The sequence below is a fragment of the Pseudomonas sp. GWSMS-1 genome, assembly GCF_049847425.1.
Lineage (GTDB): Bacteria > Pseudomonadota > Gammaproteobacteria > Pseudomonadales > Pseudomonadaceae > Aquipseudomonas.
Genome location: NZ_JBMHHV010000005.1, coordinates 546,038 through 561,037, shown reverse-complemented (window position 1 = coordinate 561,037; position 15,000 = coordinate 546,038). Strand labels below are relative to the sequence as shown.

The window sequence follows — 15,000 nt, the reverse complement described above, 5'->3', positions numbered from 1 at the left end:
TTTCAATGAATCAAGCAATTCGTGTGGGAACTTATGAAGAAGCTGAAGTCTTCGATTAAGGAGGTGATCCAGCCGCAGGTTCCCCTACGGCTACCTTGTTACGACTTCACCCCAGTCATGAATCACACCGTGGTAACCGTCCTCCCGAGGGTTAGACTAGCTACTTCTGGTGCAACCCACTCCCATGGTGTGACGGGCGGTGTGTACAAGGCCCGGGAACGTATTCACCGTGACATTCTGATTCACGATTACTAGCGATTCCGACTTCACGCAGTCGAGTTGCAGACTGCGATCCGGACTACGATCGGTTTTATGGGATTAGCTCCACCTCGCGGCTTGGCAACCCTTTGTACCGACCATTGTAGCACGTGTGTAGCCCTGGCCGTAAGGGCCATGATGACTTGACGTCATCCCCACCTTCCTCCGGTTTGTCACCGGCAGTCTCCTTAGAGTTCCCACCATTACGTGCTGGTAACTAAGGACAAGGGTTGCGCTCGTTACGGGACTTAACCCAACATCTCACGACACGAGCTGACGACAGCCATGCAGCACCTGTGTCTGAGTTCCCGAAGGCACCAATCTATCTCTAGAAAGTTCTCAGCATGTCAAGGCCAGGTAAGGTTCTTCGCGTTGCTTCGAATTAAACCACATGCTCCACCGCTTGTGCGGGCCCCCGTCAATTCATTTGAGTTTTAACCTTGCGGCCGTACTCCCCAGGCGGTCAACTTAATGCGTTAGCTGCGCCACTAAGAGTTCAAGACTCCCAACGGCTAGTTGACATCGTTTACGGCGTGGACTACCAGGGTATCTAATCCTGTTTGCTCCCCACGCTTTCGCACCTCAGTGTCAGTACCAGTCCAGGTAGTCGCCTTCGCCACTGGTGTTCCTTCCTATATCTACGCATTTCACCGCTACACAGGAAATTCCACTACCCTCTACCGTACTCTAGCTCAGCAGTTTTGGATGCAGTTCCCAGGTTGAGCCCGGGGATTTCACATCCAACTTACTGAACCACCTACGCGCGCTTTACGCCCAGTAATTCCGATTAACGCTTGCACCCTTCGTATTACCGCGGCTGCTGGCACGAAGTTAGCCGGTGCTTATTCTGTCGGTAACGTCAAAGTAGCAACGTATTAAGTTACTACCCTTCCTCCCAACTTAAAGTGCTTTACAATCCGAAGACCTTCTTCACACACGCGGCATGGCTGGATCAGGCTTTCGCCCATTGTCCAATATTCCCCACTGCTGCCTCCCGTAGGAGTCTGGACCGTGTCTCAGTTCCAGTGTGACTGATCATCCTCTCAGACCAGTTACGGATCGTAGCCTTGGTGAGCCATTACCTCACCAACTAGCTAATCCGACCTAGGCTCATCTAATGGCGCGAGGCCCGAAGGTCCCCCGCTTTCTCCCGTAGGACGTATGCGGTATTAGCGTCCGTTTCCGAACGTTATCCCCCACCACTAGGCAGATTCCTAGGCATTACTCACCCGTCCGCCGCTCTCAAGAGAAGCAAGCTTCTCTCTACCGCTCGACTTGCATGTGTTAGGCCTGCCGCCAGCGTTCAATCTGAGCCATGATCAAACTCTTCAGTTCAATACTGCTTGGGTTTTGAGAAAACCCTAAACCTAGCTCAGCAATCGTTGGTTACATCTTTGATTTCTCGCGGAGTAACTTGTGATGCTGATAATCTTGCGACTAGCAGTCTTACCTCACAAGCACCCACACGAATTGCTTGATTCAGTTGTTAAAGAGCGGTGGTTAAGTCTTTCGTCTCAACCGAGGCGCGAATTCTACAGCAGCCTCTTGTTTAGTCAAGCTGTTTTTCGAAGATTTCTCTTTCTAGTCAACGACTTGCATTACATCTCTAGGTAGTAGTTTTGATCGCTCAAAACTTCATGCCTGTACTAATAGTAAAACCCCCGACCAGTTTCCTGATCGGGGTTTTGGTATAGGTGCTTGACGATGACCTACTCTCACATGGGGAAACCCCACACTACCATCGGCGATGCATCGTTTCACTACTGAGTTCGGGATGGGATCAGGTGGTTCCAATGCTCTATGGTCGTCAAGCGATTCAGCTGGAGTATCGTCGTTAGACGCTGCTCCGAATTGGGTATGTGATAAAGGTAGCTGTGTTCTTACAAATTTTCGGCTGTTGCAGTCTTCATAGAGACACACAAACATCAAATTGTTTGGGTGTTATATGGTCAAGCCTCACGGGCAATTAGTATTGGTTAGCTCAACGCCTCACAGCGCTTACACACCCAACCTATCAACGTCGTAGTCTTCGACGGCCCTTTAGGGAACTCAAGGTTCCAGTGAGATCTCATCTCAAGGCAAGTTTCCCGCTTAGATGCTTTCAGCGGTTATCTTTTCCGAACATAGCTACCCGGCAATGCCACTGGCGTGACAACCGGAACACCAGAGGTTCGTCCACTCCGGTCCTCTCGTACTAGGAGCAGCCCCTTTCAAATCTCAAACGTCCACGGCAGATAGGGACCGAACTGTCTCACGACGTTCTAAACCCAGCTCGCGTACCACTTTAAATGGCGAACAGCCATACCCTTGGGACCGGCTTCAGCCCCAGGATGTGATGAGCCGAGACATCGAGGTGCCAAACACCGCCGTCGATATGAACTCTTGGGCGGTATCAGCCTGTTATCCCCGGAGTACCTTTTATCCGTTGAGCGATGGCCCTTCCATACAGAACCACCGGATCACTAAGACCTACTTTCGTACCTGCTCGACGTGTCTGTCTCGCAGTCAAGCGCGCTTTTGCCTTTATACTCTACGACCGATTTCCGACCGGTCTGAGCGCACCTTCGTACTCCTCCGTTACTCTTTAGGAGGAGACCGCCCCAGTCAAACTACCCACCATACACTGTCCTCGATCCGGATAACGGACCAGAGTTAGAACCTCAAGGTTGCCAGGGTGGTATTTCAAGGTTGGCTCCACGCGAACTGGCGTCCACGCTTCAAAGCCTCCCACCTATCCTACACAAGCAAACTCAAAGTCCAGTGCAAAGCTATAGTAAAGGTTCACGGGGTCTTTCCGTCTAGCCGCGGATACACTGCATCTTCACAGCGATTTCAATTTCACTGAGTCTCGGGTGGAGACAGCGCCGCCATCGTTACGCCATTCGTGCAGGTCGGAACTTACCCGACAAGGAATTTCGCTACCTTAGGACCGTTATAGTTACGGCCGCCGTTTACCGGGGCTTCGATCAAGAGCTTCGCGTTAGCTAACCCCATCAATTAACCTTCCGGCACCGGGCAGGCGTCACACCCTATACGTCCACTTTCGTGTTTGCAGAGTGCTGTGTTTTTAATAAACAGTCGCAGCGGCCTGGTATCTTCGACCGGCATGGGCTTACGCAGTAAATGCTTCACCCTCACCGGCGCACCTTCTCCCGAAGTTACGGTGCCATTTTGCCTAGTTCCTTCACCCGAGTTCTCTCAAGCGCCTTGGTATTCTCTACCTAACCACCTGTGTCGGTTTGGGGTACGGTTCCTAATTACCTGAAGCTTAGAAGCTTTTCCTGGAAGCATGGCATCAACCACTTCGTCATCTAAAAGATAACTCGTCATCAGTTCTCGGCCTTGAACGCCCGGATTTACCTAAGCATTCAGCCTACCACCTTAAACACGGACAACCAACGCCGTGCTGGCCTAGCCTTCTCCGTCCCTCCATCGCAGTAATTAGAAGTACGGGAATATTAACCCGTTTCCCATCGATTACGCATTTCTGCCTCACCTTAGGGGCCGACTCACCCTGCGTCGATTAACGTTGCGCAGGAAACCTTGGTCTTTCGGCGTGGGAGTTTTTCACTCCCATTGTCGTTACTCATGTCAGCATTCGCACTTCTGATACCTCCAGCAAGCTTCTCAACTCACCTTCACAGGCTTACAGAACGCTCCTCTACCGCTCATCCTAAGATGAACCCGTAGCTTCGGTGTATGGTTTGAGCCCCGTTACATCTTCCGCGCAGGCCGACTCGACTAGTGAGCTATTACGCTTTCTTTAAAAGATGGCTGCTTCTAAGCCAACTTCCTAGCTGTCTAAGCCTTCCCACATCGTTTCCCACTTAACCATAACTTTGGGACCTTAGCTGACGGTCTGGGTTGTTTCCCTTTTCACGACGGACGTTAGCACCCGCCGTGTGTCTCCCGTGCTGACACTTGTTGGTATTCGGAGTTTGCATCGGTTTGGTAAGTCGGGATGACCCCCTAGCCGAAACAGTGCTCTACCCCCAACAGTGATACACGAGGCGCTACCTAAATAGCTTTCGAGGAGAACCAGCTATCTCCGAGCTTGATTAGCCTTTCACTCCGATCCACAGGTCATCCGCTAACTTTTCAACGGTAGTCGGTTCGGTCCTCCAGTTAGTGTTACCCAACCTTCAACCTGCCCATGGATAGATCGCCCGGTTTCGGGTCTATACCCAGCGACTGTCGCCCTATTAAGACTCGCTTTCGCTACGCCTCCCCTATTCGGTTAAGCTCGCCACTGAATATAAGTCGCTGACCCATTATACAAAAGGTACGCAGTCACCCAACAAAGTGGGCTCCCACTGCTTGTACGCATACGGTTTCAGGATCTATTTCACTCCCCTCTCCGGGGTTCTTTTCGCCTTTCCCTCACGGTACTAGTTCACTATCGGTCAGTCAGTAGTATTTAGCCTTGGAGGATGGTCCCCCATATTCAGACAAAGTTTCTCGTGCTCCGTCCTACTCGATTTCATTGATAAGAGATTTTCGTGTACGGGGCTATCACCCACTACGGCGGCACTTTCCAGAGCCTTCCACTAATCTCAAATCAACTTAAGGGCTAGTCCCCGTTCGCTCGCCACTACTAAGGGAATCTCGGTTGATTTCTATTCCTCAGGGTACTTAGATGTTTCAGTTCCCCTGGTTCGCCTCACACACCTATGTATTTAGTGTGTGATAACCAGCTTATGCTGGCTGGGTTCCCCCATTCAGAGATCTCCGGATCAAAGTCTGTTTGCCGACTCCCCGGAGCTTATCGCAGGCTACAACGTCTTTCATCGCCTCTGACTGCCAAGGCATCCACCGTATGCGCTTCTTCACTTGACCATATAACCCCAAGCAATCTGGTTATTGTCTCTAACGTGAAGACGACATTCGCCGAAAATTTGCAATTGAGAACTACAAATTTTACCTTGACCAAATTAATTACCAGTGAAAGTAATTAATCAGTCACTTCTATCACATACCCAAATTTTTAAAGAACGATTTTCTTACTGGTCAAAGACCAGAAATCAACATTCATCTGCTGTTAGCAGGAACGTTCATTTCTGAACTCTTACTATGCTGTATATGGTGGAGCCAAGCGGGATCGAACCGCTGACCTCCTGCGTGCAAGGCAGGCGCTCTCCCAGCTGAGCTATGGCCCCATATTCGTACAAGGCCAAACCCCACAACAATTGGTGGGTCTGGGCAGATTCGAACTGCCGACCTCACCCTTATCAGGGGTGCGCTCTAACCAACTGAGCTACAGACCCAATCGTCTTTTTCAATGAATCAAGCAATTCGTGTGGGAACTTATGAAGAAGCTGAAGTCTTCGATTAAGGAGGTGATCCAGCCGCAGGTTCCCCTACGGCTACCTTGTTACGACTTCACCCCAGTCATGAATCACACCGTGGTAACCGTCCTCCCGAGGGTTAGACTAGCTACTTCTGGTGCAACCCACTCCCATGGTGTGACGGGCGGTGTGTACAAGGCCCGGGAACGTATTCACCGTGACATTCTGATTCACGATTACTAGCGATTCCGACTTCACGCAGTCGAGTTGCAGACTGCGATCCGGACTACGATCGGTTTTATGGGATTAGCTCCACCTCGCGGCTTGGCAACCCTTTGTACCGACCATTGTAGCACGTGTGTAGCCCTGGCCGTAAGGGCCATGATGACTTGACGTCATCCCCACCTTCCTCCGGTTTGTCACCGGCAGTCTCCTTAGAGTTCCCACCATTACGTGCTGGTAACTAAGGACAAGGGTTGCGCTCGTTACGGGACTTAACCCAACATCTCACGACACGAGCTGACGACAGCCATGCAGCACCTGTGTCTGAGTTCCCGAAGGCACCAATCTATCTCTAGAAAGTTCTCAGCATGTCAAGGCCAGGTAAGGTTCTTCGCGTTGCTTCGAATTAAACCACATGCTCCACCGCTTGTGCGGGCCCCCGTCAATTCATTTGAGTTTTAACCTTGCGGCCGTACTCCCCAGGCGGTCAACTTAATGCGTTAGCTGCGCCACTAAGAGTTCAAGACTCCCAACGGCTAGTTGACATCGTTTACGGCGTGGACTACCAGGGTATCTAATCCTGTTTGCTCCCCACGCTTTCGCACCTCAGTGTCAGTACCAGTCCAGGTAGTCGCCTTCGCCACTGGTGTTCCTTCCTATATCTACGCATTTCACCGCTACACAGGAAATTCCACTACCCTCTACCGTACTCTAGCTCAGCAGTTTTGGATGCAGTTCCCAGGTTGAGCCCGGGGATTTCACATCCAACTTACTGAACCACCTACGCGCGCTTTACGCCCAGTAATTCCGATTAACGCTTGCACCCTTCGTATTACCGCGGCTGCTGGCACGAAGTTAGCCGGTGCTTATTCTGTCGGTAACGTCAAAGTAGCAACGTATTAAGTTACTACCCTTCCTCCCAACTTAAAGTGCTTTACAATCCGAAGACCTTCTTCACACACGCGGCATGGCTGGATCAGGCTTTCGCCCATTGTCCAATATTCCCCACTGCTGCCTCCCGTAGGAGTCTGGACCGTGTCTCAGTTCCAGTGTGACTGATCATCCTCTCAGACCAGTTACGGATCGTAGCCTTGGTGAGCCATTACCTCACCAACTAGCTAATCCGACCTAGGCTCATCTAATGGCGCGAGGCCCGAAGGTCCCCCGCTTTCTCCCGTAGGACGTATGCGGTATTAGCGTCCGTTTCCGAACGTTATCCCCCACCACTAGGCAGATTCCTAGGCATTACTCACCCGTCCGCCGCTCTCAAGAGAAGCAAGCTTCTCTCTACCGCTCGACTTGCATGTGTTAGGCCTGCCGCCAGCGTTCAATCTGAGCCATGATCAAACTCTTCAGTTCAATACTGCTTGGGTTTTGAGAAAACCCTAAACCTAGCTCAGCAATCGTTGGTTACATCTTTGATTTCTCGCGGAGTAACTTGTGATGCTGATAATCTTGCGACTAGCAGTCTTACCTCACAAGCACCCACACGAATTGCTTGATTCAGTTGTTAAAGAGCGGTGGTTAAGTCTTTCGTCTCAACCGAGGCGCGAATTCTACAGCAGCCTCATCTTCCGTCAAGTGATTTCGAAAATTTCTTTTCAAACTCAACCACTTGCGCTTTCGATCAACTCCTAGCTTCTCGTCAGCGGGAGGCGAATTCTACAGCGTTTCAAACCGCTGTCAACCGCCTCTTTTACCGCTTTCGATTGCCTCAACCGAACCACCAACAGAATCAAACCACTACCCTGCCAGCCACGCATATTCTACGCAGCTTTCGCAGCTTTGCAACCCATTCTTGAAAACCAACCTATTGTTTTATAAGGATTTTAAGGAATCGTATACGACTGAAGGACTGCGAAGCATAGAGAGGACACCACTAAGACCACGCAATTGATAAGCCTTTTCGTCAACACCCACCGCATGCACCCGACTCGCCACCCCATGTGCGCGCCCGCAGAAACGACAAAGCCGTTGAAGCTGACGCTTCAACGGCTTTGTCGAACTTAACGCGCAATAGCTGGGCGAGCAGCCACACAGCACTCGAGCCTTAAGCGCTACTCAAGTTTAAGCGTGATACGCGCAAACGATTTCTTGCCAGCCTGACAGACATGCACTGCGCCTACCTTGTATATAAAGGTGCGATCTACAACGTCACCATCCACACGCACACCGCCAGAGGCCAGCAGATCACGCGCCATCGCCGCGTTTTTCACCAAGCCTGCTTTATTCAGCAACGCAGAAATCGGCATATCATCAGTTGACAGTACTTCGATCTCTGGAAGATCCTCAGGCAGCTCTCCTTCTTTCATGCGGTTACCCGCCGAGCGATGGGCCGTGAGCGCAGCCTCTTCACCATGGAAGCGAGCAACAATCTCTTCCGCCAGCTTGATCTTTACATCCCGAGGGTTAGCGCCTTGCTCAACATCACGCTTGAACTGCTCGATCTCTTCCATTGAGCGGAAGCTGAGCAGCTCGAAGTAGCGCCACATCAACGCATCTGGCATGGAAACCAGCTTGCTGTACATCACGCCCGGCGCTTCTTGAATACCTATGTAGTTGCCCAGGGACTTGGACATCTTTTTCACACCATCCAGCCCTTCCAGCAGCGGCATGGTGACAACACACTGGGATGACTGCCCGTAAGAGCGCTGCAACTCACGCCCCATCAGCAAGTTGAATTTCTGATCGGTGCCGCCCAGCTCAACGTCTGCATGCAGCGCAACCGAGTCATAGCCCTGAACCAGCGGGTAGAGGAACTCATGAATAGCAATAGGCTGCTGAGTTGAATAGCGCTTACTGAAGTCATCACGCTCAAGCATACGGGCGACGGTGTACTGCGAGGTCAGACGAATGAAGTCGGCCGACCCCATCTTGTCCATCCACGTGGAATTGAAAGCGACTTCGGTTTTCGCTGGATCGAGAATTTTGAACACCTGCGTCTTGTAGGTCTCCGCATTCTCTAAAACCTGCTCACGGGTCAACGGCGGGCGCGTCGCACTCTTACCACTCGGATCACCAATCATCCCAGTGAAATCGCCGATCAAGAAGATCACCTGATGCCCCAGTTCTTGGAACTGACGCAGCTTATTAATAAGCACGGTATGCCCAAGGTGAAGATCCGGTGCAGTCGGATCAAAACCTGCCTTGATGCGCAGCGGTTGACCACGCTTAAGCTTTTCAACCAGCTCAGCCTCAACCAGAACCTCTTCCGCGCCGCGCTTGATCAGCGCCAACTGCTCTTCAACCGACTTCATGACAGGACTCACGACCACTCAAAAACAAAAGGGAACCAACCATACAAGATCGCAGACAAATCACAAGTTCTGCCATCCACCCACCATAGCTAAGATCACCTCGCGACAACCGGGGTTGCCTAGCAAGCGATTTGGTTATATTTTATACAGTTGGTGCATATTCATCATTTTTTTATCTATTTCTTTCCATTTTTAAAGTCAAAAACCGCCTATGACCTCTACAACTAAAGCGCCACCGCTCTACCCAAAAAGCCATATTTTGGCGGCCAGTGGCGTCGCCGCACTACTGAGCCTAACCCTACTGGTATTCCCCACTCGCGAAGTTGAAGCCAAGAAAACCTACCTCAACCTTGAACTGGACAACGGCTCCGAGTACGCCGAACAACAAGCTGAGGCTACACCGACAACGTCACAGCCGAACCAGTCCCCCTTCGCCAATACCGCCGCTGCCGAGACTTCGGCTGTCGATGAGCTGAAAACCACTCAGATTGAGACGCTAGAAGAAGCCGACCCACTGCACCACATTATTAACGTGCAAAACGGCGACACCCTGTCCACGGTATTTGCCAAAGTCGGCTTGAGCGCAACGACCCTGCATGAAGTGCTCAGCAGCAGTAAAGAAGCCAAACAACTAACGCGGTTAAAGGTAGGCCAGCCGCTTGAGTTCAATCTGAGCGCTGACGGCCAGCTTGAAAGCCTGCACAGTAAGCTCAGCGACCTGGAAAGCATTGTTCTGGCTAAGAGCGAGAAAGGTTTCACCTTCAAGCGTGAACTGGTCAAGCCAGAGATTCAAACCAGCTACAGCCATGGCGTGATCAACAGCTCGCTGTTTCTCTCTGCCAAACGTGCCGGCCTGTCGCATAACCTGACCATGGATCTGGCCAACATATTCGGCTACGACATCGATTTCGCCATGGATATTCGTGAAGGCGACGAATTCGAGCTGATTTTCGAAAAGAAAGTGGTCAACGGCAAGCAGGTCGGAACCGGTGACATTCTCTCCGCACGCTTCACCAACCGCGGCAAGACATACACCGCGGTACGCTATACCAATAAACAGGGTAATAGTAGTTACTACAGTGCCAATGGCGAAAGCATGCGCAAGGCTTTTATCCGCACACCGGTAGACTTCGCGCGTATCAGCTCGCGCTTTTCCAATGGCCGCCGCCACCCAATCCTGAACAAGATTCGCGCCCACAAAGGCGTTGACTATGCAGCCCCACGTGGCACCCCAATCAAAGCAGCGGGCGACGGTCGCATTTCATTGGCCGGGCGACATGGCGGCTATGGCAATGCAGTCATCATCCAGCACGGTCAGCGCTACCGTACGCTGTACGCGCACATGCAGGGCTTCGCAAAAGGTGTACGCACCGGCGGCAACGTCAAGCAAGGTCAGATCATTGGTTATATTGGCACCACAGGCCTGTCCACAGGGCCACACCTGCACTATGAATTCCAGGTCAATGGGGTACACGTTGACCCGCTAAGCCAGAAGCTGCCAATGGCCGACCCTATCGCCAACAGCGAGAAATCCCGGTTTATGCAGCTGAGCAAACCGCTGATGGCGCAAATGGACAAAGAGAAGTCCACAATGCTCGCCCTGAATAATCAGCGCTGAACCATGCCCCTCTACCTTGGCGTGATGTCCGGCACCAGCCTGGATGGACTGGACATTGCGCTAATCGAGCAAGAACATGACACCCGCCTGATCGGCACGCTTTACCTGCCCATGCCAGACGAGCTGCGTGGCGCCCTACTTAGCCTATGCGCCTCCGGCCACGATGAACTGGCCCGCGCAGCTATTGCCGAGCAGCAGTGGGTACAGCTCGCTGCTCAAGGCATCAATGAGCTACTCAAGCAACATGGCATAGCAGCAGACAACGTCCGCGCTATTGGCAGCCATGGACAAACCGTGCGCCACGAGCCCACTCGCGGCTTCAGCATCCAGATTGGTAACCCTGCCTTACTCGTCGAACTGACCGGCATCAGCGTCGTTAGCGACTTCCGCCGCCGGGATGTTGCCGCCGGAGGCCAAGGCGCGCCTCTGGTTCCGGCATTCCACGACGCATTGTTCGCGCACGCAAACAGCACACGGGCCATTCTCAATATTGGCGGCTTCAGCAACCTCAGCCTGCTAGAGCAAGAGCGCCCCGTACACGGTTTCGACTGCGGGCCAGGCAACGTACTGCTTGATGCCTGGATCAAACGCCATCAAGGCCTGACATACGACCAAGGTGGTCAATGGGCCGCCAGCGGATCGGTGCAAATGCCGCTCCTGCAGGCCTTGCTGAGCGACGCCTACTTCCAAACCCAAGGACCGAAGAGCACAGGCCGCGAGCTGTTTAACCTTGGCTGGCTGGACCAACACCTGCAGAAGCAGCCCGTACTAGCAGCAGCTGACGTGCAAGCTACCCTGCTGGAATTGACCGCCATAAGCATTACCGACGCACTCAAGGGCGCCCAGCAAAACACCGAGATGCTGCTGGTCTGCGGCGGCGGCGCGCACAACCGCACGCTGATGCGTCGACTTGCGCAGCTGCTGCCCAACAGCCAGGTGAGCAGCACCGATGAGCATGGCGTACCCGCTGACTGGGTAGAAGCTATGGCGTTTGCCTGGCTGGCGCACTGCTGCCTGGAGGGCATACCCGCTAACCGGCCGAGCGTCACAGGCGCAAAAGGGCTGCGCGTGCTCGGAGCGATCTACCCCGCCTGATTAACCGCCTAAGCATCTGCTGCGCGCAGAAACGAAAACGCCGTACACAAAGCACGGCGTTGACTTGAACAGCCTAGAACCTAGATCGAAAACGAAGAACCACAGCCACAGGTAGTTGTGGCGTTCGGATTGTTAATCACAAACCGCGAGCCTTCCAGACCCTCCTGATAATCGACCTCGGCACCGGCCAGGTACTGGAAACTCATCGAGTCGACCACCAGGCTCACGCCTTCGCGCTCGACGATGGTGTCATCCTCAGCGACGTCTTCATCGAAGGTGAAACCATACTGGAAGCCAGAACAACCGCCGCCGGTTACAAACACACGCAGCTTCAAGCGCGGGTTGCCTTCTTCATCGACCAGGTTCTTCACCTTATTCGCCGCGCCCTGCGTAAATTGCATAGCACTAGGGGTGAAGGTTTCGACGCTCATGCTGATTAACTCCCGGCGCTAAGCGCCATACTGCAGTTTGATAGGCATTATCCGCTTACCCTACAAATGCGGTCAACTATTGCGCTTCATCCAGAGACGCTGGCAACTCCAATGGGCGCGCTTCGTCCTGCAACCGACAGAGACGCCCATCAATTTGCGCCCCCATGGCCATTTCCATTAAGGCGTAGTGCAGGTTGCCGCGCACTCGCGCGCGCGTACCGAGTTCAAGACGGCCATTGGCGTGCACATCACCCTCGACTTCGCCATCAATCACTATATGGGGTGCACGGATCTCGCCTTCAACCCGGCCCTGCACGCTGACACGCACCATACCTTCGCTGGCGACCAGGTTACCGATAACCTTTCCATCGACCTGAACAGCCCCTTGAAAGCGCAAATCGCCATGCAATTCAGCCCCAACCGCAATCAGGCTGGTCTTGCCCGCGAAACGCTGCACATCAGCGCGCGCCTTGTCTTTACTCCACATACAGAACCATCACTCCTCTTTGTTCCATTTGAATGTGCGCAACAAGGGCTTTTCACCCTGTACCTCGGCACGCACTTTAATCTCACGCGGGACAAACCCCTCAGGCAGCTTCAACTCAGCGAATCGTCCGGCCTCAGGGATTGCCTGAAAGTGCTTGAAGGAAAAGGCAAACGCTTGCTCAGGCAACGCATCTGGCAAGCCAGTGCTCAGCGCCGCCAACTCAAGTGTTAAGGGCTGCTCACCTTGTTGACCGACGATTGAGACTTGCAACTGGCCTTCCAGCGGCGCCTCACCTTTACCCACGCGACTGAGGAGTATCTTGTAGCGGAAATACTCAGGCCTGTCCGTGGCCTGCAACTCAAAGGTCTTAATACGTAGACCTTCGCGACGACTGGCCGGAGCCAGAACGCCTTTGTAGGACGCCAGATCCTGCTGCTGCTTATAAATCTGTTCTTCCAGCAACTTGATCGTCAGACGACTCTGCTCGTTGGCCTGCTGGCTGAGCGTTTCCGTACTGCTCAGCACCGCCACGCGCTGGCGTAACTCTTCGACCTCACGGGCTAACGATTCATCCGGGGCCTGTATGGTCGAGTGCACGGCAACCGCTATGGACTGCTGCCACACACTGCCGGCATAAAAAGCCAGCGCAATACACAGCAGCATCAGCACACTCAGCAGGCACCGCCGTCGAGCACGCCCGGGATCGCTTGGCCGAACCTCCCAACCCGTCATCAGGGCAGCATGGCGGCGTGGGACAGCCCAAGACGCTCATCAAGACCGAAGACAGTGTTCATGTTCTGCACCGCCTGGCCCGACGCTCCCTTGACCAGGTTGTCAATGACGGACAACACCACCACCAGATCACCATCCTGCGGGCGGTGCACAGCGATACGGCAGACGTTGGCGCCACGCACGCTACGGGTTTCCGGATGACTGCCGGCGGGCATCACATCCACAAAAGGCTCGTTTGCATAGCGCCTTTCGAACAGCGCCTGCAGATCAACCGAGCGATCCACTACGGTGGCGTAAAGCGTCGCGTGAATGCCGCGAATCATCGGCGTCAGGTGCGGCACGAAGGTCAGACCGACATGTTGACCCGCCGCTCGTTGCAGGCCCTGACGAATTTCCGGCAAGTGCCGATGCCCCTTGACTCCATAAGCCTTCATGCTTTCGCCCGCCTCGCTAAACAGCGAGCCGACACTGGCACCGCGCCCGGCACCGCTCACCCCAGACTTACAGTCGGCGATAATTTGCGAGGTATCGGCCAGGCCAGCCTCAAGCAACGGGATCAGCGCCAGCTGCGCAGCCGTGGGGTAGCAACCCGGCACGGCGATCAGACGCGCCTGCTTGATCGCTTCACGATTGACCTCAGGCAAGCCGTAGACTGCCTCAGGGAGCAGGTCTGGTGCGCCGTGTGGCTGGCCGTACCATTTCGCCCACTCGTCGGCGTCCTGCAGACGAAAGTCCGCCGACAGGTCGATCACCTTGGTTCCCGCCGCCAGCAGCTCGCCCGCCAGCGCATGAGCAACACCGTGCGGCGTGGCGAAAAACACCACATCGCAAGCGCCCAACGTAGCGGCGTCCGGCACGCTGAACGCCAAGCTGTCGTAATGACCGCGCAGGTTCGGGTACATCTCGTCGACACGCATGCCGGCCTCGGAGCGCGAGGTAATCACCTCGACCTGTGCTTGCGGGTGCTGCGCCAACAAACGCAACAATTCGACTCCGGTATAACCCGTGCCGCCGACGATTCCGACCTTGATCATCACTTGCCCCTTTGCCTTACCAGCAGTGGAAAGCTGCCGATGATACGGCCGCTTCGGCCAGGGGCCAACCGCCAGTGATGACGCAGACGCTCATGACCACTACTATCGAGGCACTTTTCAGCACGAGTTCAAACAATGCTCTATCTATGGCTCAAGGCCCTGCACATCATTGCTATGGTCTGTTGGTTCGCCGGCTTGTTCTACCTGCCACGTCTATTCGTCTACCACGCCATGAGCACCGACGAGGTCAGCCGCGAACGCTTTTGCATCATGGAGCGCAAGCTCTACCGCGGGATTATGTGGCCGTCGCTGATCCTCACCGTCGGCCTCGGCCTGTGGCTGATCAGCCTCAATCCCAGCTACTACTTCAGCCAGGGCTGGATGCACGCCAAGCTGAGCCTGGTTGCCCTGCTGGTGATTTACCAGTTCATGTGCGGCGCCCAACTCAAGGCATTTGCCCGCGATGAAAACCAGCGCGGCCATGTGTTCTACCGTTGGTTCAATGAAGCGCCCGTGCTGGCCTTGCTGGGCATCGTCATTCTGGTCGTGGTTCGTCCTTTCTAATCACTGCAACAAGAGGA

8 protein-coding genes, 2 tRNA genes and 4 rRNA genes are annotated in these 15,000 nt (G+C 53.8%); 3 read left to right on the top strand and 11 right to left on the bottom strand.

From position 1 onward, the window contains the following. Nucleotides 1–56 precede the first annotated feature (56 nt). From ACEPAJ_RS05970 to tyrS, 7 genes are all read right to left on the bottom strand, one after another. Nucleotides 57–1,593 (bottom strand): 16S ribosomal RNA (locus ACEPAJ_RS05970). Nucleotides 1,594–1,954: 361 nt separating this feature from the next. After that, nucleotides 1,955–2,070, bottom strand: a 5S ribosomal RNA gene (gene rrf, locus ACEPAJ_RS05965). Nucleotides 2,071–2,203: 133 nt separating this feature from the next. Further along, nucleotides 2,204–5,094, bottom strand: a 23S ribosomal RNA gene (locus ACEPAJ_RS05960). Between the two features lie 244 nt (nt 5,095–5,338). After that, nucleotides 5,339–5,414: transfer RNA gene (locus ACEPAJ_RS05955), tRNA-Ala, on the bottom strand. 31 nt (nt 5,415–5,445) lie between these two features. After that, nucleotides 5,446–5,522: transfer RNA gene (locus tag ACEPAJ_RS05950), tRNA-Ile, on the bottom strand. Between the two features lie 65 nt (nt 5,523–5,587). Next, nucleotides 5,588–7,124, bottom strand: a 16S ribosomal RNA gene (locus ACEPAJ_RS05945). Together the 16S, 23S and 5S rRNA genes with 2 tRNA genes alongside form the textbook arrangement of a ribosomal RNA operon. Nucleotides 7,125–7,822: 698 nt before the next feature. Further along, a complete protein-coding gene (gene tyrS / locus ACEPAJ_RS05940) occupies nt 7,823–9,022 on the bottom strand; it encodes a tyrosine--tRNA ligase (RefSeq protein WP_425914116.1) in 1,200 nt (399 codons plus the stop codon). Nucleotides 9,023–9,233: 211 nt separating this feature from the next. On the opposite strand from tyrS, the gene ACEPAJ_RS05935 reads away from it, so the two are divergent. Beyond that, a complete protein-coding gene (locus ACEPAJ_RS05935; RefSeq protein WP_425914114.1) occupies nt 9,234–10,640 on the top strand; it encodes a peptidoglycan DD-metalloendopeptidase family protein in 1,407 nt (468 codons plus the stop codon). A gap of 3 nt (nt 10,641–10,643) precedes the next feature. Next, on the top strand, nt 10,644–11,735 hold the full coding sequence (locus tag ACEPAJ_RS05930; protein WP_425914112.1) for an anhydro-N-acetylmuramic acid kinase: 1,092 nt from the start codon (nt 10,644–10,646) through the stop codon (nt 11,733–11,735). Nucleotides 11,736–11,815: 80 nt separating this feature from the next. Here the strand turns inward: ACEPAJ_RS05930 and erpA are convergent, their stop codons facing one another. The 4 genes from erpA to argC form a co-directional block, all read right to left on the bottom strand. Beyond that, nucleotides 11,816–12,166, bottom strand: coding sequence for an iron-sulfur cluster insertion protein ErpA (gene erpA, locus ACEPAJ_RS05925; RefSeq protein WP_425914110.1), 351 nt, complete (start codon nt 12,164–12,166; stop codon nt 11,816–11,818). Between the two features lie 76 nt (nt 12,167–12,242). After that, complete coding sequence (locus ACEPAJ_RS05920; RefSeq protein WP_425914108.1) at nt 12,243–12,653, bottom strand: bactofilin family protein; 411 nt, start codon at nt 12,651–12,653, stop codon at nt 12,243–12,245. Between the two features lie 9 nt (nt 12,654–12,662). Continuing rightward, complete coding sequence (locus ACEPAJ_RS05915; RefSeq protein ID WP_425914106.1) at nt 12,663–13,316, bottom strand: DUF6776 family protein; 654 nt, start codon at nt 13,314–13,316, stop codon at nt 12,663–12,665. A gap of 68 nt (nt 13,317–13,384) precedes the next feature. After that, nucleotides 13,385–14,419, bottom strand: a complete 1,035-nt coding sequence (gene argC, locus ACEPAJ_RS05910) for an N-acetyl-gamma-glutamyl-phosphate reductase (protein WP_425914104.1) — start codon at nt 14,417–14,419, stop codon at nt 13,385–13,387. Nucleotides 14,420–14,554: 135 nt separating this feature from the next. Here argC and hemJ point away from each other — a divergent pair, with 135 nt between their 5' ends. Beyond that, nucleotides 14,555–14,983, top strand: a complete 429-nt coding sequence (gene hemJ / locus ACEPAJ_RS05905; protein ID WP_425914102.1) for a protoporphyrinogen oxidase HemJ — start codon at nt 14,555–14,557, stop codon at nt 14,981–14,983. Nucleotides 14,984–15,000: the final 17 nt, after the last annotated feature.